The following is a 21,555-nucleotide window of genomic DNA, read 5'->3' as shown; positions in this document are numbered from 1 at the left end:
TAATTAAAAGTTTAATAAACCTAACAAAAATATACGTTTTGTGTATATAATTTAAACCCTACAAAATTAATACTTTTTTGTTCGCTTTTTATTTCTGAAGAAAAACTTCTGCCATCATACAACGTGCACTTCCGCCGCCGCAAGTCTCAATAGTTTCTAAATCAGAATGTAATATTTTGCAGTGCTTCTCTATTTTTTTTATCTGCTCTAGATTTAAACTTCGATATGCTGCACCACTCATCACGAGGTACGCTCCGTCTTTTCCTTGCACCTGTAACATATTTCCTGCAAATTGATGCATTTGTGCTTCGGTAATGGCAATAATTTCTTTACCATCTTCTTTTAAATGAGCAATTACGTTCTTTTGTTCTTTCTTATCTTCAATAGTATCCAAGCAAATGATAGCAAACGTTTCAGCAACGGACATCATCACGTTGGTATGATAAATAAGTTTTGAAACTCCGTCCACTTTTTGATATGCCTTGAAAATTACGGGCGTGTACTCAAAATCTTCACAGAACTCGATAAACAATTCCTCATCAGCACGAGGCGATAACGCACAATACGCCTTTCGGTTTACGCGGTCTAATATCATTGAACCCGTTCCCTCTAAGAAAATATCGTCATTCTCAGCTTCTGTGTAATCGTACACGTTTTCAATAATATACCCCTTTTCTTCGAGTAAGTCCAACACATCTTCTCTACGCTCTCTCCTCCTATTTTCAGCGAACATCGGATACAATGCAATATTCCCCGTTTGATGAAAACTTATCCAGTTATTCGGAAATATCGAGTCCGGCGTATCTTGTTCCTTGATATCATCAACTACGATAACATTCACACCAATATTTCGCAACTTCTGAGCAAATTCGTCAAACTCCTGCTGTGCTTTTTTATTGATTTCTTCATTTTTCAAGTCAATCTGCTCTTGAAAATAGTTGTTCACTGCCGTTTCTTCATTCATCCGAAATGCTACCGGACGAACCATCAATATAGTATCTGTTATCTGTTTATTCATTGGATATTTTTATTATTTTTTATAATAGATTTTTATTTTTTGTTATGATGATTTCTTTGCTTTCTAAAAATATAATACATTTTTTATACATCCCCCTACCCTCTTTGAAAGGGGGAATTATAGAGACAAATTATTTCAATTTAATCAACTTACCTCCTATTTTTCTTTCTCCTTATCTTCCTGATTTTCCTCACTCTCCTACTCTCTGATAAGCGGTAAGGTAGAGCATCGGAGCAGTCCCTCTTGTTTTGAGATTTCATAGTATGGGATTTCCTCCACCACGAAGCCATTATCTCGCAACCAGTTATTTAAACGTGTGAATTTCCGTTCCGAAACCACCACATCAGGAGCAATTGAGAAGATATTGCTATACATATGATACATTTCGTCTCTTGTGATGTGAAATAGATTCTCTTTTCCGAAAAGTTCTAACAAATATACATAATCAGCCTCTTCACGGAAACCATTTTTGTAGATAATTCCTTTATTTCTGCCCACAGGTTGAAAACAACAATCCAAATGTAACGCATTATCCCTCGCTTCTAAGTTAGATTTTACCAAATCAAACTCTTTTACGATTTTATTTGGGAATAATTCCTTAATGAATTCCACACCTTGCATATTAGTTCGAGCAGTGATGTAATTTTTATAGTCACTACCTTTATAAGTTCCTATGAAGATGTGTTCATTCCAAGGCATCACGTCCCCACCTTCGATATGTACTTCATCTGGTGGAATAACTACTTTCGATTTTTCGATTTTGTTCACAATATACTCAATAGCCTGATACTCATTTTCTCTATCAGGCAATATATTTGCTTTGATGAAGATATCATCTATCACAAAACCAATATCACGAGTGAAGATTTGGTTACAATTCTCGATGATTTCAGGTCGATATACCGTAACTCCATACTTTTCCAGCACACTCCTGAAGGCTTCCATTTCAGCTACCATATCTTTTTCGATAGGATATGTCCCTGCTTTGATATGCTCTAATGATTTTGGGTCATACGCCTCCTCAGCTGTTGGAGTAGCTCCATTACTTTGAGCAGTACCGAGGATAACTGCTTTTAGTCGGTTCGTTTCGTTTTTAATATTTACCTTTAACATAATAAATATGATTTTTCTTTGTTATATAGCAATTTTAGATTCTAATACTCTTAACTTATTTAGGATAGTTGGATAGATTAAGGACAGTTTACTTCACATTCATTTCGCATATTAACCTCAAATCGCTTTCCATCGCGTTCTACAGTTAAAGTCCCTGTTTTATCATTAAAATAATCATCTACCCAATCGTATTGTATTGGGATAATTTCCTCTCCTTTTGTATTTATATACCCTTGTTTGCCATTTATACCTACCTTTGCGATACCTCCAAGAAAGTTTCCTGATATATTATCATACACTAACGGAATTATTTCTTTTCCTCTTTTATTTATAAATCCTTTTTTACCATTTTGAATGACTGCTACTAATCCATCAGAGCTTAAACTTCCTATATCATCATATTTATATGGCACAATCAATCTTTTTCTTTTAAAAATCCCCCACTTTCCGTCTTTTTTTATCGCTGTTAATTTCTTATTTAGCCTTTTTGTATTTTCATCTCCTATAATATGTAACTCCTTTCCTGCACTATCAATCAAATAAGTCACATTACCTTTCATCACTCTTGCAGTCCCATTATTGAAAGGATAAGCTCTGTCATAAATCATCGGGATTACTAATTTACCTTGCTTATTTACGTATCCGTATTTTCCATTCATCTTCACGTAGGAAAGTCCTTCGCTGAAAGTATCTACAAACTCATAAATGGTTGGAACAATAACCTTCCCAGAAGTGTCAATCGCTCCATCTTCATCTCCACTTTTTATAACAGCCATTCCATCACTAAACGAATAAGCAAATCTGAATTTCAAAGGAATAACTTCACGCCCCTTTTTATCGATAAAACCTGTTTTACCTTTTGATGTTACTCGTGCAAACCCTTCAGAAAAGTCACTAATTATATCATATCGTAAAGGAACTATCATATTTCCTGACTTATCCATAACACCTACTTCTTCATTTTCAACCCATACCATTCCTTCATAGAAATCACCTACTCTATCATAAGCAATTGGTATGATTTCTTTTCCTGTTCTATCGATAATTCCCATTTTTTTCTCTATAGATACTTTACCACCTCCATTTTTAAAGCTTTTTGCTGAAGTATATTGAGGAATGATAATCTCTTTTCCTTTAATATTAATATAACCATACTTATTATCACGTTTAATTAGAGCTAACCCGTCAGTAAAGTCTTCAAATCTATCATAAATAAAAGCAGTTCTCATCTTACCTCTTTTATTTATCAATCCCCATTTGTTATTCTTTCTAACCCAAGCTACTTTTCCTGTAAAAGTTTTGACTTCATCAAACTCAAATGGGATAACTGTTTTCATTCTTTTATTAACATATCCCCATTTTCCGTTAAGCTTGGCTATTTTTCGATTATTACTCAAATGATGTGACACATAATCATATTTATTAAACTGACCATACGACAAGAAAGGAATAAAACATAACAATAACAGTACAATACTGATATATTTTTGAGTTATCTTCTTCATACAACAAACACCTTATAAATTAATTTACTTAATTACTATACTTATTTTTAGTTTTCGCATATTATTTTCTTCTGCTCTTATATTATTTTGTAATTTCCTTTCTTATTTTTCTTTAATACGATACTTTTTTTATGTTTTCCTTACACTTTTTACTTAACACTTATATTATTTTTCGTATTTCTATACTTATTTTTTGTCTTACTATATTTTTTTGTTTAGTTTTTATCTTATTTTTTTGAAGTTTTCTATATATTTTGACTTAAACTATACTTTTATATCGAAAAACTTTATTTATTTCAATTAATAGATAGTTTTTTTGTCATTATAGATTACATTTTTAGTTTGATAGACCTATTTTTTCATTCAAAAAGAAAAAAGCCCCGAACAAAACGAGGCTTTTTAATAGGAATTTGTTGTTATCTTTTACTGATATCGACAAATTTTCGTTGTGTTTGCCCAACATAAATCTGTCTCGGTCTCCCGATAGGTTCATTACCTTGTCGCATTTCTTTCCATTGAGCAATCCAACCTGGTAAACGCCCAATAGCAAATAGTACTGTGAACATTTCCACGTGCATTCCTAGCGCACGATAAATAATTCCTGAATAGAAATCAACATTCGGGTACAAATTTCTTGATTTGAAGTAGTCATCTTCCAAAGCTACTTTCTCTAAATGCTTAGCGATGTCAAAAATTGGGTCGTCAATGCCTAAAGAATGTAAAACTTCATCCGCAGCTTTTTTGATGATTTTGGCACGTGGGTCAAAATTCTTGTAAACACGATGCCCGAAGCCCATAAGTCGGAATGGGTCGTCTTTATCTTTTGCTTTGTTAATGTATTTTTCTACATCGCCTCCATCGGCTTTGATATCCTCTAACATCTCCACAACTGCCTGATTTGCACCTCCGTGTAACGGACCCCAAAGTGCCGAAACTCCTGATGAAATGGTTGCAAAAAGCCCCGCGTGTGATGAACCTACCAAACGAACCGTTGATGTAGAGCAGTTTTGCTCGTGGTCGCCGTGCAAAATAAGCAATTTGTTTAAAGCACTCACCACTTTCGGATTCATCACGTATTTTTCCGTAGGAATTGAGAAAGTCATCTGTAAAATATTCTCAATGTAGCCTAATTCGTTATTATAGTAATTAAGCGGAAGTCCCTCACGCTTACGATACACCCAAGAAGACAAGACAGGTATTTTCGCAATAGCCTTACAAACAGCCTCATATACATCTTTTTCACAAGAAACGTCAACCGATTTTGGGTTGAATGCCGTCAAAGCACTGGTAAGTGAAGATAAAATCCCCATTGGGTGTGCTGTTTTCGGGAACCCATCCAAAATACCTTTCATTTCCTCGTGAACCAAAGTGTATTTGTGGATAGTTTTGATGAACTTGTCATATTCTGCTTTGGTTGGTAACTCACCGAAAACCAATAAGTAAGCTACTTCCAAAAACTCAGCTTTTTCAGCTAACTCCTCAATATTATAACCTCTGTATCTTAGAATTCCTTTTTCTCCGTCCAAGAATGTAATCGAACTCTTACAAGCCCCTGTATTTTTATACCCTGAATCCAAAGTAATTAGACCTGTTAAAGCTCTTAATTTATCAATATCTATTCCTTTTTCATTTTCGGTTCCCACAACGATTGGGAATTCATATTCTTTTCCTTCAAATAATAATTTTACTGTTTCCGACATAGTGTTATAGTTTAATTAGAAATGTTTTAAACGTTGCTAATATATAGTTTTTTTTTCAAAAATCAACTCTTTTTTAAAGTTTTTTCAAAATTAGAAAATCAAAATCTATTTAATTTATTGATTATCAAAAGAAACAACACTTCTACTTTCAAAACTATCGAAAGCTTTATCAATAACTCTCATAACATTTACAACTTGTTCAATCGGTGCAGGGTTAGATTTCCCATAAATCATAAACTCATACAAATCATCGTAAAAATTCATATAATTTCCATTTTGGGCTGTTGTTTCCTCCCGAAAATCAAATGTATGTAGAACACCATTAGGATTAATTATTTCAGGAAGCCATTTACCTTTTGTAGGTTCCGCTCCCTTAACCAACTCATATTCCTGACTATCAAATCTTTGCTGTAAAAAACTACCTTTATCTCCGTGCAAAACATATTCCCATTGTTTTTCTTTTGCCATTGTAGATGATTTTAATCGCACTCGAAGTTCATTTTCGTAGAACAAAATCAGCTCAAAATAATCGTTCGTTTGTGTTTTCTCTCGAAAAAAGCCCAAGTCAGCAAAAACCGATTTTGGTTTACCAAATAACTGAAGAGCTTGGTCAATTAAATGAGCTCCCAAATCGTGCAAAGCTCCTGAGCCTTCTGATATTTCTTTATGTGTTTTCTCACTGATTTGCGTACGAAATCGGTCAAAGCGAATCTCGACTTCTTTTAAATTTCCTAACACTTTACTTCCTATAATTTCTTTTACTTTTAGAAAATCTCCATCGTACCTTCTGTTCTGATAAACACTTATGAAACAATTATTTATCTTTGCCAACTTACGAAGCTCTTCCGCTTGTAACGCATTTACAGTCAATGGCTTTTCCACCAAAACATTTTTACCTAACTCTAGTGCCTTTTTCACATAATCAAAATGTGTTTGCACAGGCGTATTAACTACAATTAAGTCAATTTCTGAATCATTAAGTAACTCATTATAAGAACGATATAATTTAGAATCTGAATATTTTTCTCTTGAATCGCTCTTATGTCGTTCTACGATAGCGGTTAGCCTAAAATCTGGATTATTTGACACGAAAGGAGCGTGAAACACTCTCCCACTCATTCCAAAAGAAGCCAGTCCTACATTGATTATTTTTCTCATTAAATTCTTCTTAAAGTATTAATTAACAATGGTTAATCTCACAACCAAACCTTCGTTTGAACGAACATTAAAAACTGTATCGTCTTCAAAAATAAGATATTGACCTTTAATTCCTGTTAATGTTCCTTCGTATGTAGGTGTATTTAATAAATTTAGTGTTTTTATCTGTTTTGGATATTTTTCTACAGGAAAATGTATGTGTATTTCTTCTGTTTGAATAAGATATGGTTCTATTTCCTTTGGAATAAAAGGCAACAAATCTAATTTAACTTTCTTTAAATTAATGTTTTCAATGGAATTTGTAAGCATTTTTCTCCAATTGGTTTTATCCGAAATATGTTGTTTTAAAGCCACTTCTGTAACTCCTGCCAGATACCGATTTGGTAACTCTGCAATAACCAAAGCCTCGTGTGCACCTTGGTCTATCCATCGTGTGGGGGTTTGTGATTTTCGAGTTACCCCGACTTTTACACTACTTGAATTTGCCAAATAAACATAATGTGGTTGCAATTGCATACGTTTTTCGTAATCTAAATCGCGTTCTTCGATATTTAAGTGTGCTTTACTCAATTCTGGATGCATAATCCAATCGGCTGCCTGAGGGACTTCGAAAAAACATTTTTTACAAAATCCTTGACGGAAAATAGGCTGCTCACTTCCACAATTCAAGCATTGAAAGTGTGAGAAAGACAATTTGATTTTTCTATTAATCAACTCATTAACAACCAAAAAATCATTCTGAAGTTGTAAGTAATAACGAACTGGATTACCTATCTCAGTAAGCATTTTTTGTAATACACCTTGAAACATATTTAATTTTTTTTTTAACTTTACCCGATTTTAATAAAATTCGACCTCTGTGATACAAATGACAGATTTTTTTCAAAAGTAATAAAAAAATGCCATTAACACTATTCAATTCTATAACTTCGTGGTTTTTAAAACGGCGTATCAACCAAATTGAGCAATTTACGAAGAATCCCCATCAAACTCAAGAACGTGTTTTGTTGGAATTATTAAATACTGCAAAAGATACCGAAATTGGAAAAAAGTACGGATTTTCAGACATAAAAAACTATACTCAATTCGCAAGAAATACTCCTTTAGTCACTTATGAAGATTTTGAGCCTTTCATTGAGAGGGCAAGAAAGGGTGAACGTAATATTTTTTGGAATACTCCTATCAAATGGTTTGCAAAAAGTAGCGGAACCACCAATGCCAAAAGCAAATTCATTCCTGTAAGTGAAGAGGCATTACAGAATTGTCATTACAAATCAGGAAAAGATATGCTTTGCCTATACCTGAACAACAATGAAAACTCTAATTTATTCAAAGGAAAGAGTTTAAGACTTGGTGGAAGTAAAGAACTTTACGAAGAAAATGGAACATTTTTTGGCGATTTATCAGCAATTTTGATAGAAAATTTACCTTTTTGGGCAGAGTTCAGTTGCACTCCAAGCAACAAAGTATCACTAATGAGCGAATGGGAAAGTAAGCTAAACGCAATTGTAAAAGAAGCTCGAAGTGAGAACGTTACCAGTATGGCAGGAGTTCCCTCATGGATGTTAGTTTTGCTAAATCGTATCTTGGAAGAAACAAAGAAGGAAAATTTACTAGAAATCTGGAAAAACTTAGAAGTTTATTTTCACGGAGGAGTGAGTTTTATCCCTTATAGAGACCAATATAAAAAAATCATTCCTTCAGAAAGTTTTAGATATTACGAAATATACAATGCCTCTGAAGGTTTCTTCGGAATTCAAGACCGGAATAACTCAGACGAACTACTTTTGATGCTTGATTATGGAATTTTTTACGAATTTATTCCAATGGAAACTTTTGGAACAAATCAGCAAAAAGTAATTCCTCTATCTGAAGTTGAACTTGAAAAAAATTATGCAATGGTAATCACAACAAACGCAGGACTTTGGCGTTATATTATTGGTGATACTATTCGTTTCACTTCTATCTCACCATATCGTATCAAAATTACAGGACGAACAAAGCACTTTATCAACGTTTTTGGCGAAGAACTTATCATTGAGAATGCAGAAAAAGGATTAGAAAAAGCTTGCAAAGCAACTAATAGTGAGATAATTGATTACACAGTAGCTCCTATTTTTATGCAAGACAAACTAAAAGGTGGCCACGAATGGATTATTGAATTTAGCAGAAGACCAAGCGATATTGAGAAGTTTACAGAAATTTTAGATGAAGAATTAAAAAAACTAAACTCGGATTACGAAGCAAAACGCTACAATAATATGACTTTGAATATGCCAAAAATTCATATCGCTCGAGAAAACTTATTTCACGACTGGCTAAAAAATAAAGACAAGCTTGGCGGACAAAACAAAGTTCCAAGATTATCAAATAATCGCCAGTATGTTGAAGAACTACTTCATCTTCAGTCAATAAGTTAGCAATTATGAATGGAATTGTTTACAAATCTACTGGAAGTTGGTACACCGTAAAATCCTCAGAAGGAGTATTCTACCAATGTAGGATAAAAGGAAAATTTCGAATTAAAGGCATCAAAAACACCAATCCTGTAGCTGTTGGTGATTATGTCAGTTTTGAACTTGAAGAATCAGGAAATGGTGTAATCCAAGAAATTCACGAGCGTAAAAATTACATTATTCGAAAGTCAGTAAATCTTTCAAAGCAAACACATATCATTGCTTCAAACATTGATGTAGCTTTTTTGGTTATCACACTGAACAATCCTCCAACCTTTACAACATTCATTGATCGTTTTTTAGTTACCGCCGAAGCTTATCACATTCCTGTGGTTCTTCTATTCAATAAAATTGACTCCTATGACGAAGAAGAATTGTTCGAAATAAAGTATTTAGCTTCGATATATCGTAAAATTGGTTATGAATGTTTAGGAATTTCAGCTATTAGTGGCAAAAATATTGACAAAGTAATTGATTTAATGAAAAACAAAACTTGTGTCATTTCTGGACATTCCGGCGTTGGAAAAACAACTTTAATAAATGCCATAGCCCCAAATCTGAACCTAAAAACCAAAGAAATCTCAGAACAACATCAACAAGGTCAGCACACTACAACTTTTGCAGAAATGTTTGACCTTGATTTTGGAGCAAAAATAATCGATACTCCAGGTATAAAAGGTTTCGGTATTGTGGAGATTCAAAATGAAGAACTAAGTGATTTCTTTCCTGAATTTTTTTCCCTAAAATCAGAATGTAAGTTCAACAATTGCCTTCATATCGACGAACCAGATTGTGCTGTGAAAGGAGCCTTAGAAAAAGATGAAATTGCTTGGTCTCGTTATAAAAGTTACTTACAAATTCTGAGAGGAGAAGATGAAAATTACCGAATTGGGGAAAAACAAAAATAAAACATAACAACCTGATTTAAAACAAAATAAAAAACACAATTCTAAATAAAGTGTTTTTTATTAAAATATATTTTATCCACCCAAAAAAAAGTTATACATTTGCCCTTTAATAATTTCATACACGCACTACAATGAGACAGAAAAATTTAACAAAAAAACTAATGATTGCTTTGTTAGGAGTAGTCCTATTTGTGAGTTGTTCGAAAAACGAAAACGAAACTGAACAAGTACAAGAAACTTCAAAAATAACAGCACGAAGTGCTGAACAGCAATCTATTGAGACGACAGTGGCTAACTTTTATGATTGCCTAAAAAAACTGAAATACAGTGGTTTTTCAGACTTTTTCTATGACAACTTCTTTTTACCTTCTGCAACAACTGAGAACAAAACTTGGTATCAGTATTTAGATGGTAAATTTAGAGAGCAATATGTTAGAGGAAGTTTTGTTTATGAAACTCTTTTAGGGACTTACACTTGGAATAACTCCACAAAAATGTGGAATAAAACGGCTAACAGCACAAACGTTACTCTTCATTTCCCTGAAAACAACGCTACTTCTTCTAACAATGCAATGTTAGTTCTTGAAAACTACACAAGTTTGAACATTGGAAAGAACAGCTTACCAACAAAAGGTAAAGCTACGATAACTGTTAACAACAAAAAGATTATTGAAGTTGATATGCGCAAAATTGAGTATGGACTTATTCCTACACTCATAAATAGTGCTGATATCACAATTTATGGAGCTCCTTTCACAACAGTTGTTAAGTTAGAAAAAAATGGTTTTGCCTACAATCTAACTTCAAATACTTCTGCACCTGATGGATGCACAACAACTGTAAAAGGAGTTATTAATTTAACAAATAATTCTAATATATCTACTGATAATGTAGATTTGAAAACAATTGCATTTGAAAACTTCAAAGATTTAGAATTTAGTGTTAACTTCGAGGATTTAGAACTTAAAGCAAAAGCTGACATCGCAGGACTTAAATCTTTAAACAAAAATGTCTATTCTATTGAAGATATAAATAAGTTTGTAAATGTTGATGTTATAAGCTCTGGCAAAAAAGTTGCTAATTTAAGATACAACGAAGATAACAATGGAAAATATGATCCAGATGTAGTTTTCCTTGATGGGACAACAAACAAAGCTGAGTCTTATTTCTCTTACTTCTCTAAAAAAGTAAAACACGTTTTCAGAGTAGTATTTGGTTTAGAAAAATAATATTGTTTTCCGAAAAAATAAAAAAGCTGACTTTTAAAAGTCAGCTTTTTTTATTTTATAACTCTTCTACTTGAGGAAAATTGTTTTTATTTGTTAATCAACGATCCTAACTAGTTCTACATCAAAAATAAGAGGTGCGTTTGGTGGGATTATACCTCCAGCTCCCTGACTACCGTAAGCTAAATCAGGTGGAATTACAAAACGAGCCTTATCTCCTTCACGAAGCAATAATATACCTTCGTCCCAACCTTCAATTACACGTCCCACACCCACAGTAAAAGTTAATGGCTGATTTCTACGATGAGAGGAATCAAAAACTGTTTTATCGAGTAGCATTCCCGTATAATGAACCGCAACTTCATCTCCTGCTTTGGCCTTCTTTCCATTCCCTTGATTAGTTATCTTGTAAAACAACCCACTTTCTGTTTTCTCAAAACCTTCAGTTTCAGAAGCTAATGCTTGTTCTATTTTCTTGCGTTCTTCAGCTATTCGTTTTTCTTTTCCAGCATTAAAAGTTTCAAAAGCCTTTACTGCATCCCAGTTTTCAGCTTCTTCACCTACTCGAACAATACTGATTTCTTCAATTTTATCACCTTGAACAATACTATCCACAATATTTTGCCCCTCAATCACTTGACCAAAAACAGTGTGTTTACCATCTAACCAAGGAGTTGGAACGTGTGTGATAAAAAATTGACTTCCGTTAGTACCTGGCCCCGCATTAGCCATTGACAAAACGCCTGGTTTGTCGTGTTTTAGCTCCGGAATGAACTCATCATCAAACTGATAACCAGGATTTCCTGTTCCTGTTCCCAACGGACAACCTCCTTGAATCATAAAATCAGGGATTACCCGATGAAATTTCAACCCGTTATAGTAAGGTTCTCCAAGAGACTTGCTTGTATTTTTTTGTTTTCCTTCCGCCAATGCAACAAAATTGCCCACTGTACCAGGGGTTTTGTCATACGTTAGCTCAACCAAAATTTCTCCTTTGGTTGTCTTAAATTTTGCATAAATTCCGTTCTGCATTTCTTTTATTTTTAAAAATATCTCCGCAAAAATAGCGAAGATTTAAAAAAGGAGCAAATAAATTCTGCTTTACAATAATCTTTTAGCTAAAATGTTTTATATCTTTGTCTTAAAAATAATTTTATACTTAAATAAATTACAAAAAATGCACTTTTTACCTCAAAAAATAGAAAATTACGCAACACAACACTCCGAAGAAGAACCTAAACTTCTGCAAGAGCTATCACGTCGTACACATCTGAATGTATTACAACCCAGAATGTTAAGTGGTCATTTTCAGGGACGTGTGTTAAGCTTACTTTCGAAAATGATTCAGCCGAAGACCATTTTAGAAATCGGAACGTATACGGGATATGCTACCCTTTGCTTAGCGGAAGGTTTGCAAAGAGAAGGAATTTTACACACAATCGACATAAAAGAAGAATTACAAGATTTACAAAGGGAATTTTTTGACAAAAGTGGTAAAGGAAACCAAATTATTCAACATTTAGGACAAGCGATTGATATTATTCCAAAATTAGAAACTACTTTTGATTTAGTTTTCATTGATGCTGACAAACAAAATTATGCTAATTATTTCGATTTAGTCATCAACAAAATGAATTCTGGCGGAATAATTCTCTCTGACAATGTACTTTGGAGCGGAAAAGTTGTAGAGGAAATCAAATCAAATGATAAGCAGACTAAAGCACTATTGGCTTACAATCAAAAATTAAAAGAGGATTCGCGTGTGGAAACTGTACTCTTGCCTATTCGCGACGGACTAACCATATCAAGAGTAATTTAACTGGAACTTTTATTCCAAAAAGATTACTTTATTAAAATTATTTTCCATACATTTGTTACTTATGAAATAAAATAACATAAATATGTCAAAAAAAGCAACTATTATTTATACGAAAACAGACGAAGCTCCTTTTTTAGCAACACATTCTTTATTGCCTATCGTTAAGCGTTTTACAAAATCTTCTGGCATTGATTTTCAGTTGAAAGATATTTCACTTGCAGGGCGTATTTTAGCAAACTTCCCTGATTTTCTGAAAAAAGAACAACAAGTGGAAGATGCCTTAACCGAGTTAGGAAAATTGGCAACTGGGCCCGAAGCAAATATCATCAAACTTCCTAATATTAGTGCTTCCGTTCCTCAATTGGTTGCAGCTATAAAAGAATTACAATCAAAAGGTTATGACCTTCCCAACTATCCTGAAGAACCCAAAACAGAAGCCGAAAAACTCATCAAAACTCGTTACGACAAAATTAAAGGAAGTGCCGTGAACCCCGTGCTTCGTGAGGGAAATTCAGACCGAAGAGCTCCAAAAGCTGTAAAAAATTACGCTAAAAAACATCCGCATAGTATGGGTGCTTGGTCAAAAGATTCACTGACGAGAGTAGCAACAATGTCCGAAGGCGATTTCTATCATAGTGAAAAATCCATTACGATGGAAAAGCCTGATAATGTTAAAATTGAATTAACGACAACTTCGGGCGAAAAAATCGTTTTAAAAGAAAAAACCACCCTGCAAAAAGGCGAAATCATTGATGCTGCAGTAATGCGTAAAAAAGCACTACTTGCATTTTTGAAAGAACAAGTACAACTGGCTAAAAATGAAGGCATTTTGTTTTCATTGCATATGAAAGCCACAATGATGAAAGTTTCTGACCCAATTATTTTCGGACACGCAGTGCGTACTTTCTTTGCCGATGTTTTTGAAAAACACGCTGATACATTCAAAAAAATAGGAGTTGATGCCAATAACGGATTTGGTGATGTGATTGCTAAAATTGCAAATTTAGAAGTTTCTGAAAAAGAAAAAATAGAAAAAGATATTCAAATTGCGTTAGAAAATGCTCCTGATTTGGCAATGGTAAATTCCGACAAAGGAATTACTAACTTACACGTTCCCAGCGATGTAATCATTGACGCTTCAATGCCTGCAATGATTCGCAATTCAGGAAAAATGTGGAACGCAAAAGGAGAAACACAAGACACTTTAGCTGTAATTCCCGATAGCAGTTACGCGGGTATTTATAAAGAAGTTATCGCTTTTTGTAAAGAAAATGGAGCTTTTGACCCTACCACGATGGGAACGGTTCCAAACGTTGGTCTGATGGCTCAAAAAGCAGAAGAATATGGTTCGCACGACAAAACTTTCGAAATTTCACAAAATGGTGTGGTAAATGTTATTGGCGAAGACGGAACTATATATCTATCACAAAATGTGGAAGTTGGAGATATTTGGCGTATGTGTCAAGTGAAAGATGCTCCTATTCAAGATTGGGTTAAATTAGCTGTTTCAAGAGCAAAAGCCACACAAACACCTGCTATTTTTTGGTTAGATGAAAAACGTGCCCACGATGCTGAACTCATCAAAAAAGTAACAAAATATTTAGCTAATCACGACACAAATGGACTGGAAATCAAGATTCTTTCACCAGAAGAGGCTACTCTTTTCACACTAAAACGTTTGGTTAAGGGCGAAGACACCATTTCAGTTACAGGAAATGTTCTGCGTGATTACTTGACTGATTTGTTCCCGATTCTGGAACTTGGAACAAGTGCCAAAATGCTTTCCATTGTACCTTTGATGAATGGAGGCGGATTGTTTGAAACAGGTGCTGGTGGCTCTGCTCCAAAACACGTGGAACAATTCTTGGAAGAAAATTATTTGCGTTGGGATTCACTTGGAGAGTTTTTGGCTCTGGAAGTTTCACTTGAACATTTGGCAAACACATTCAATAATCCGAAAGCTCTTATCTTAGCAAATACGTTGGGAGAAGCTACCGAAAAAGTTTTGGAAAACAACAAATCTCCACAACGAAAATTAGGACAATTGGACAATCGCGGAAGTCACTTTTACTTAGCACTTTACTGGGCAGAAGCCTTAGCATCACAAGTTAAAGATACCGACTTAGCAAAAGAATTCGCTCCAATAGCTAAGCAATTGAGTGACAACGAAGAACGCATCGTTGCAGAACTTGCCGAAGTTCAAGGAAAAAGCATCAGCATAGAGGGTTACTATTCGCCTGACGAACAAAAAACATATGCTGCAATGCAACCAAGCGGTACTTTTAGCAGAATTCTTTTTTCATAAACTTGAAACATTTTTTTAGAAAAATTTTTCATAAAAAAAGGACTTTCTATCAACAGAAAGTCCTTTTCTCACAATGCATATAAATACTACTACTAACTCCTAATTATCTTTTTTCAACAAGTTTCCGTCTTTGTCAAAATAAGCAACAAAATCTTGTGAATTGCTATCTGCAGCCTCAATTTTGTACTCTTCTTTTGCATTTACATACGCTTTTTTGATACTTGCACCTTCATAGGTTTTCTCAAAAGCTTCAACCACAGCTGCAGGGAGCTTATCTTTCACGATTTCAGTATACTCCTCCTCTTGAATAGCAGCAACCGCCAATTTTTCAATTTCTACATTTTTCTCCTGTGCGAAGGCTGTCATACTCCCTAACGCCAATACGCTTAAAAACAAAGTTTTTTTCATAAGTTCTAATTTTTAATTTAAGTAATTGTTTTTTTCTGCTTAGTAAAGATTTTAATTTGTAATTTAGTTTTTTCTAATTTTTTGTTTTAACAACAATCAATTGACTGCAAATGAGTAATTTTTTTCTAATTTTTTGTTTTGTACTAATTTTATTTATACCAATCTTATGCTACTTTTTCAAAAGTTTTCCAATCTTCTTATAAATCTCTGATAACATTGCAAACATACTTCTCTGTTTTACAACTCTTTCAGAAGATTTACCCTCCTCCTGAAAAATCATTTCCATTATACCATCATAAATCATAATTGGATTCATATCTGACAGCTTACCTAATCTTGGTGATGTTATGTTTTCTGTTGTCATAATACGTGAGTTTTTGTTTGCATTATGTATATTGAAAAAAGCATACCAAATCGGCATTAGCCGAAAAATAATTTCATAAAAACCTGTTTATCAGAATAAAAAAGAAGAAACAAAAATTTAAAACGGCTTTACACACTGAAGAAAAAATGTGTAATTTATACAAAAAGCATATAATTTTTACACACATTAAATGTGTATTTTTGAACTTTCAGAAAAAAAAGAAAGGCTATCACCCCGACAGCCTATTCTCTAATAATTTAATTAAAATCTAATATAGCATGAAAAAAACTTAGATTGTGGAACTCCCGTCCCATCAAACTAGCGACCACTAAAGTACTGCAATATCAGAAAACACACAACAACTTTAACCTTTTGTTAACTAAATCTAATTTACAAAACAATGTAAAAATTTGAAAATCATATAATTACAAAATAAGTTTTTTAGCTTTTTTTCTCTACCAATTCCAATTCAGAAAGAGCGACTAAAGTGGTAAACATTCCGTAATTAACAACAGCTTTATCTTTTTCAATCTTATCAATACTTCCCACGCTTCGGCTGTCTTTAATCCGTACTCTATCATTCACTTTCAAGGCTCGTTGCATTTTTTCTTTGGCAACCTTTTCTTGTTTTATTTTTTCTTTTTTCTCTGTTTTCTTCTGAATGCGAATAACCTCCACTTCTTTTTGAACTTCAGATTCAGTTTCTTTTTTCTGCTGCTTTTGTTTAGCCTTTTCTAGCTTGGAAAGTTGCTTCCGTTTGGCGTTCTCACTCTCTATAATCCTCAGAATATCAGAAACTAAAGCTCGTTTTTTACCATCATAAAAGTAACGCTCGGCAATCTCATCAACTTTATTTCCTAAGTAAATCATCTTTTGATTTTGGTCGTACAATTCCTGATAATTTACTAATTTAGATTTTATTTTTTCATTCAATTCCTCCAAACGTTTAGCTTCTTCTCTGGCTTTTATCTCTTCATCTTTCAGATTTTCAGTAGTTTTTTCCATTTTGCTACGTTCTTTCTGCAACTTAGCGATGGTGGCATCAAAACGCACCTTTCCCTTTTCGATTTTTTTCTTTGCTCGATTTATAAGTCCAAACGGAATTCCATTTTTCTGTGCTACTTCAAAGGTAAATGAGCTACCCGCCTCACCTACAATGAGCTTGTAAATAGGTTCTAACGTATTGTCATTGAACAACATATTAGCATTGGTAGCATTTGGAAGCTCATTGGCAAGAATCTTCAAATTGGCATAATGCGTTGTAATTACTCCAAAAGCCTTTCTATGATAAAATTCCTCAAGAAAAACTTCTGCCAAAGCTCCACCTAATTCAGGGTCACTTCCCGTTCCAAATTCATCAATCAAAAATAGCGTATTCGCATTACATTTCCTTAAAAAATAATTCATATTTTTAAGTCGATAGCTATATGTACTCAAATGATTTTCAATAGATTGATTATCTCCAATATCAGTTAGTATCCGCTCAAACAAACACATCTTTGAACGATGATGAACAGGAATAAGCATTGCTCTTTGTAGCATTAACTGTAATAACCCTATGGTTTTCAAGGTGATACTTTTTCCTCCTGCATTAGGACCAGAAATAACAATTATGCGTGATTCGTCGGAAAGTTGAATGTTTTGTGGATAAGTAACACTTCCTTTTTTCAAGTTATTCAAATACAACAAAGGATGATAGGCTTCTTTCAAATCCAAAATACGTTCGTCAGTAATTTCAGGAAGTAAAGCATTCATACTCAAAGCATATTTTGCCTTTCCATAGATAATATCAATCGCTGTGATATAACTTTGGTAATCCCTAAAAAGTGATACGAATTCACTTAAAAATGTAGTGAGTTGCTTTAAAATTCGTTGTATTTCTTCCTTTTCGTCATAGAGCAAATTGGTAAGTTCGCGTGAATACATCTCAGTTTGGCGTGGCTCGACGTACACGATACTACCTGTTTTTGAGCTTCCTAAAACAGTTCCCTGAATTTTTCTTCGATACATCGCTTTAACAGCAAGTACACGACGATTTTCCACCACCGTTTCGCGAATATCATCTAAATAATCAGAAGCATTGTATTCAGCCAGTGCTCGATTGAAACTTTCGTTAATTTTACCTTTTAACTGACTGATTTCCTTACGAATATTAGCTAAAACAGGTGATGCTTCATTTTTGATTTCACCAAATTTATCAATGATTTTTTCAACAGCTTCTACAATTTCGGTAGTGTACTCAATGCTCTCCGAAGTTTGATGCAATATAGGATATAATTCTTTGAACTTTCTGAAAAAAAGAATGTGTGTATTTACCGTTTGCGACAATATGTAAAGCCTTCGAATACCCGCAATTTCGAGTGTAGTATTCTCAATTTGAAGAAGTTTAATTTCGTGACTAACTTTTTCACAACTATGAGCAGGAATCACATTATTATTCTGGAAAGACGACAAATATTCATTTGTTTGTTGCAACGCAAAAAGCAATGTTTCTTTATCCTGAAAAGGTTTGATTCGCAAGGCGTATTTCTTACCTAATTCGGTTTGGCATATTTCGGAAACTTGGTGTAATACTGTGCTAAATTCTAAATCTTCAAGTGTTTTTGAATGAATCATTTATGTTGTTGTATATTGAATTGTTTTATAATTCCAAATTATTTTTTACCTTTGGAGGTGAATTAATTGGCAAAAGTATTAAAAAAATGGAAGTAAACATTCATTCAAGCTGGAAACCTCATTTAGCAAACGAATTTGAGAAAGATTATTTTAAAAACTTAGTCGCTTTTGTAAAAAATGAATATTCAAGGGGAATTTGCTATCCCAAAGGAAGTCAAATATTTTCAGCTTTTGAACATTGCCCATTTGAAAATGTGAAAGTTGTCATCATAGGACAAGACCCATATCACGGTGCAAATCAAGCTAATGGACTATGTTTTTCCGTACAAGATGGAATAGAACATCCTCCTTCTCTTGTAAATATTTTCAAGGAAATTGAACAAGATTTGGGCATTCCTTACCCAGCAAGTGGCAACTTAGAAAGATGGGCTTCGCAGGGAGTTTTACTCCTAAATGCTACATTAACGGTTCGTGCTAATCAGGCTGGAAGCCACCAAAATCAAGGTTGGGAAACGTTTACTGACTCAGTTATTCGTGTAGTTTCAGAAAAAAGTAATCAAGTTGTGTTCTTGCTTTGGGGCGGATATGCCAAGAAAAAATCAGCATTAATTGACGCTTCAAAGCATTACATATTAACTTCTGGACATCCATCACCTTTGAGTGCCAATAGAGGATATTGGTTTGGTAATAAACACTTTAGTAAAACAAATGCATTTTTAGAGTCAATAGGAAAGAAAAGCATTTCGTGGTAATAAAAAAGCTGACTTAAAAGTCAGCTTTTATTATTTTTTACTACTTAGAATATTTGTTTACTTTCCCTTGTGCTTTTATCAACTTAAGATTCAAATTATTGATATCTTGTTGCTTTTTAAGAATTTTTCCTTTGTACTTAGCCTCATCATTAGGTGAAAGGTTCCCTTTGGCTTTCTTCACATTGTACTTATTTTCTTCTCGAGCCAACTCATTCTCTTTCTTTTTGATTTGAGTTTGTATTTTCAAAACCTCCTGATTAGCTTTTGCTAAATTTTGTTTGTTTTTTTGAGCTTCTTTTTCTGCTTTCTGAGCTTCTTTTTTAGCTTTTTGTTCTGCTTTTTCTGCGTCTTTTTTAGCCTTCTCTTCAGCTTTTCTGGCTTTTTCTTCAGCTTTCAGTGCTTTCTCCTTCTGTTTCTGAGCCTTTTGTTCAGCTTTCAGCATTTCTTTTTCGGCCTTCAACTCAGCTTCAGTTTTGGTAACAGGTAATGCTGTTATCAGTGTATCCTTTGGAGTTGTATTTTCCTGAGCAAAAGATATTTGTACTAAAAACAATCCAATAATAAATGTGTAAAATTTCATTTTCATCTACCTATATTTAAATTATACGGCACAAATATAGAAAATAAAACAAACCGAATTATAATATCACAAAACTTTAAGAATTTCATTATCAACAAATCAATAAAAAGATGCAATTAATTCTTCTCGAATTACTCATTTACAAAAAGTTAGATTCAACGTATCCATAAATAAAACATTTTCACTTTTTTATTTATTTAACAATTTGATTATTTATCTTTTACAATAACTTGTATACTAAAGAATAATATACTACCTTTGGCGTAGTTTATCCACTTTTTAAACTTATGAAAACACTCATCAAAAATGCAAATATTGTAAATGAAAATCAGACTTTTAAAGGTGATTTGTTAATCGACGGAAATCGTATTGAGAAGGTCGCTTCTGAAATTTCTGTCGAAAATAATTATAAAATTATTGACGCCAACGGAAAGTATTTACTACCAGGAGTGATTGACGATCAAGTCCATTTTCGTGAACCTGGACTAACTCATAAAGCCAATATTGCAACAGAAAGTGCTGCCGCCGTAGCAGGAGGAGTAACAACATTCTTCGAGCAACCTAACACATCTCCACAAACTACAAACATAGAACTTTTAGAAGAAAAATTTGCCATCGCTTCCAAAATGTCTTTTGCCAATTATTCTTTCTTTCTCGGTGGAACCAACGATAACTTAGAACAGCTCAAACAATTAGACCGAAATGCTTGCGTGGGCATAAAACTCTTTTTAGGTTCTTCAACAGGAAATATGTTGGTGGATGACGAAAAAACCATCGAAACCATTTTCTCAAATATTGACTTGGTTATTGCCGCACATTGTGAGGACGAACAAACCATTCGCCGAAATACAGAATTATACACCCAGCGTTATGGCGAACATATCCCAATAGAGAAACATCCACTTATCCGAAGCAGTGAGGCTTGTTTTTTATCCTCATCAAAAGCCATCCGTTTGGCAGAAAAAACAGGAGCAAGATTACACGTTTTTCACCTTTCTACAGCTCAAGAAACAGAACTTTTCAGAAATGACATTCCTCTGAAAGACAAAAAAATAACCGCAGAAGTATGTGTTCATCATCTGTGGTTTTCCGATGAAGATTACAAAAACAAAGGGAGCTTCATTAAATGGAATCCTGCTGTAAAAACTTCCAACGACCGAGAACATTTGTGGAAAGCACTGCTTGATGATCGATTAGACGTAATCGCAACAGACCACGCTCCACACACCCTCGACGAGAAGAAAAACACAATATATTCAAAAATCCCGTCAGGAGGACCATTAGTACAACATTCTCTCGTAGCAATGCTTGAAAATGCTCGAAAAGGGAAAATCTCTATTGAGAAAATTGTAGAAAAAATGTGTCACAATCCAGCTATTTTATTCGAAATCAAAGAACGAGGATTTATTCGTGAGGGTTATTATGCTGATTTAGTTTTGGTTGATTTGAACAATCCTTGGCAAGTAAGCAAAGAAAACATATTGTACAAGTGTGGCTGGTCTCCTTTTGAAGGCAACACATTTCATTCAAAAATAATTGCTACCTTTGTCGGCGGAAATTTAGTTTATGAAAACGGAAAAGTAAATCCAATTCCACAGGGAATGCGTGTTACTTTCAATCGATGAGT

18 protein-coding genes are annotated in these 21,555 nt (G+C 33.8%); 7 read left to right on the top strand and 11 right to left on the bottom strand.

Going from position 1 to position 21,555, the window contains the following annotated elements; all coding sequences use genetic code 11:
- Nucleotides 1-88: 88 nt before the first annotated feature.
- The 6 genes from ctlX to CGC48_RS08335 all read right to left on the bottom strand — a co-directional run bounded on the left by ctlX (nucleotide 89) and on the right by CGC48_RS08335 (nucleotide 7,304).
- The gene (gene ctlX / locus CGC48_RS08360; RefSeq protein ID WP_098029216.1) at nucleotides 89-1,018 is read right to left on the bottom strand and encodes a citrulline utilization hydrolase CtlX; all 930 of its coding nucleotides are present in this window, start codon (nucleotides 1,016-1,018) and stop codon (nucleotides 89-91) included.
- Nucleotides 1,019-1,216: 198 nt separating this feature from the next.
- The gene (locus CGC48_RS08355; protein ID WP_098029215.1) at nucleotides 1,217-2,131 is read right to left on the bottom strand and encodes a dimethylarginine dimethylaminohydrolase family protein; all 915 of its coding nucleotides are present in this window, start codon (nucleotides 2,129-2,131) and stop codon (nucleotides 1,217-1,219) included.
- 77 nt (nucleotides 2,132-2,208) lie between these two features.
- A complete protein-coding gene (locus CGC48_RS08350; protein ID WP_098029214.1) occupies nucleotides 2,209-3,636 on the bottom strand; it encodes a WG repeat-containing protein in 1,428 nt (475 codons plus the stop codon).
- A gap of 416 nt (nucleotides 3,637-4,052) precedes the next feature.
- Nucleotides 4,053-5,336, bottom strand: coding sequence for a citrate synthase (locus CGC48_RS08345; RefSeq protein ID WP_098029213.1), 1,284 nt, complete (start codon nucleotides 5,334-5,336; stop codon nucleotides 4,053-4,055).
- Nucleotides 5,337-5,450: 114 nt separating this feature from the next.
- Nucleotides 5,451-6,494, bottom strand: coding sequence for a Gfo/Idh/MocA family oxidoreductase (locus CGC48_RS08340; RefSeq protein WP_098029212.1), 1,044 nt, complete (start codon nucleotides 6,492-6,494; stop codon nucleotides 5,451-5,453).
- 18 nt (nucleotides 6,495-6,512) lie between these two features.
- Entirely contained in the window at nucleotides 6,513-7,304 is a 792-nt protein-coding gene (locus CGC48_RS08335; RefSeq protein ID WP_018279208.1) for a DUF2797 domain-containing protein, read from the bottom strand.
- A gap of 89 nt (nucleotides 7,305-7,393) precedes the next feature.
- Between CGC48_RS08335 and CGC48_RS08330 the strand changes: the two genes are divergently transcribed.
- The 3 genes from CGC48_RS08330 to CGC48_RS08320 all read left to right on the top strand — a co-directional run bounded on the left by CGC48_RS08330 (nucleotide 7,394) and on the right by CGC48_RS08320 (nucleotide 11,087).
- Nucleotides 7,394-8,914: a GH3 auxin-responsive promoter family protein gene (locus CGC48_RS08330; RefSeq protein ID WP_098029211.1), complete on the top strand. Its 1,521-nt coding sequence runs from the start codon at nucleotides 7,394-7,396 to the stop codon at nucleotides 8,912-8,914.
- 5 nt (nucleotides 8,915-8,919) lie between these two features.
- Nucleotides 8,920-9,858, top strand: coding sequence for a ribosome small subunit-dependent GTPase A (gene rsgA / locus CGC48_RS08325; RefSeq protein WP_098029210.1), 939 nt, complete (start codon nucleotides 8,920-8,922; stop codon nucleotides 9,856-9,858).
- A gap of 131 nt (nucleotides 9,859-9,989) precedes the next feature.
- Nucleotides 9,990-11,087, top strand: a complete 1,098-nt coding sequence (locus CGC48_RS08320) for a hypothetical protein (protein ID WP_098029209.1) — start codon at nucleotides 9,990-9,992, stop codon at nucleotides 11,085-11,087.
- Nucleotides 11,088-11,180: 93 nt separating this feature from the next.
- Here the strand turns inward: CGC48_RS08320 and CGC48_RS08315 are convergent, their stop codons facing one another.
- Nucleotides 11,181-12,116 (bottom strand): peptidylprolyl isomerase, encoded by a 936-nt coding sequence (locus tag CGC48_RS08315; protein WP_098029208.1) that lies wholly within the window; start codon nucleotides 12,114-12,116, stop codon nucleotides 11,181-11,183.
- 145 nt (nucleotides 12,117-12,261) lie between these two features.
- Here CGC48_RS08315 and CGC48_RS08310 point away from each other — a divergent pair, with 145 nt between their 5' ends.
- Both CGC48_RS08310 and CGC48_RS08305 read left to right on the top strand, forming a co-directional pair.
- Nucleotides 12,262-12,903 (top strand): O-methyltransferase, encoded by a 642-nt coding sequence (locus tag CGC48_RS08310; RefSeq protein WP_098029807.1) that lies wholly within the window; start codon nucleotides 12,262-12,264, stop codon nucleotides 12,901-12,903.
- A gap of 82 nt (nucleotides 12,904-12,985) precedes the next feature.
- Complete coding sequence (locus CGC48_RS08305) at nucleotides 12,986-15,208, top strand: NADP-dependent isocitrate dehydrogenase (protein WP_098029207.1); 2,223 nt, start codon at nucleotides 12,986-12,988, stop codon at nucleotides 15,206-15,208.
- A gap of 99 nt (nucleotides 15,209-15,307) precedes the next feature.
- Here CGC48_RS08305 and CGC48_RS08300 read toward each other — a convergent pair whose 3' ends face one another.
- The 3 genes from CGC48_RS08300 to CGC48_RS08290 all read right to left on the bottom strand — a co-directional run bounded on the left by CGC48_RS08300 (nucleotide 15,308) and on the right by CGC48_RS08290 (nucleotide 18,596).
- The gene (locus CGC48_RS08300) at nucleotides 15,308-15,616 is read right to left on the bottom strand and encodes a hypothetical protein (protein ID WP_157909894.1); all 309 of its coding nucleotides are present in this window, start codon (nucleotides 15,614-15,616) and stop codon (nucleotides 15,308-15,310) included.
- A gap of 169 nt (nucleotides 15,617-15,785) precedes the next feature.
- A complete protein-coding gene (locus CGC48_RS08295; protein WP_157909893.1) occupies nucleotides 15,786-15,980 on the bottom strand; it encodes a hypothetical protein in 195 nt (64 codons plus the stop codon).
- A 441-nt stretch (nucleotides 15,981-16,421) separates the two neighbouring features.
- A complete protein-coding gene (locus tag CGC48_RS08290) occupies nucleotides 16,422-18,596 on the bottom strand; it encodes an endonuclease MutS2 (protein ID WP_449384838.1) in 2,175 nt (724 codons plus the stop codon).
- Between the two features lie 86 nt (nucleotides 18,597-18,682).
- Here CGC48_RS08290 and CGC48_RS08285 point away from each other — a divergent pair, with 86 nt between their 5' ends.
- Nucleotides 18,683-19,348 (top strand): uracil-DNA glycosylase, encoded by a 666-nt coding sequence (locus CGC48_RS08285; RefSeq protein WP_098029805.1) that lies wholly within the window; start codon nucleotides 18,683-18,685, stop codon nucleotides 19,346-19,348.
- Nucleotides 19,349-19,388: 40 nt separating this feature from the next.
- Here the strand turns inward: CGC48_RS08285 and CGC48_RS08280 are convergent, their stop codons facing one another.
- Entirely contained in the window at nucleotides 19,389-19,934 is a 546-nt protein-coding gene (locus tag CGC48_RS08280; RefSeq protein WP_098029204.1) for a hypothetical protein, read from the bottom strand.
- Nucleotides 19,935-20,215: 281 nt separating this feature from the next.
- Here CGC48_RS08280 and CGC48_RS08275 point away from each other — a divergent pair, with 281 nt between their 5' ends.
- Nucleotides 20,216-21,553 (top strand): dihydroorotase, encoded by a 1,338-nt coding sequence (locus CGC48_RS08275; protein ID WP_098029203.1) that lies wholly within the window; start codon nucleotides 20,216-20,218, stop codon nucleotides 21,551-21,553.
- The last annotated feature ends 2 nt before the right edge of the window (nucleotides 21,554-21,555 follow it).

The sequence above is a fragment of the Capnocytophaga cynodegmi genome (assembly GCF_002302475.1).
GTDB classification, from domain to species: Bacteria; Bacteroidota; Bacteroidia; order Flavobacteriales; family Flavobacteriaceae; genus Capnocytophaga; species Capnocytophaga cynodegmi.
This window is presented reverse-complemented; position numbering and strand designations above follow the sequence as displayed.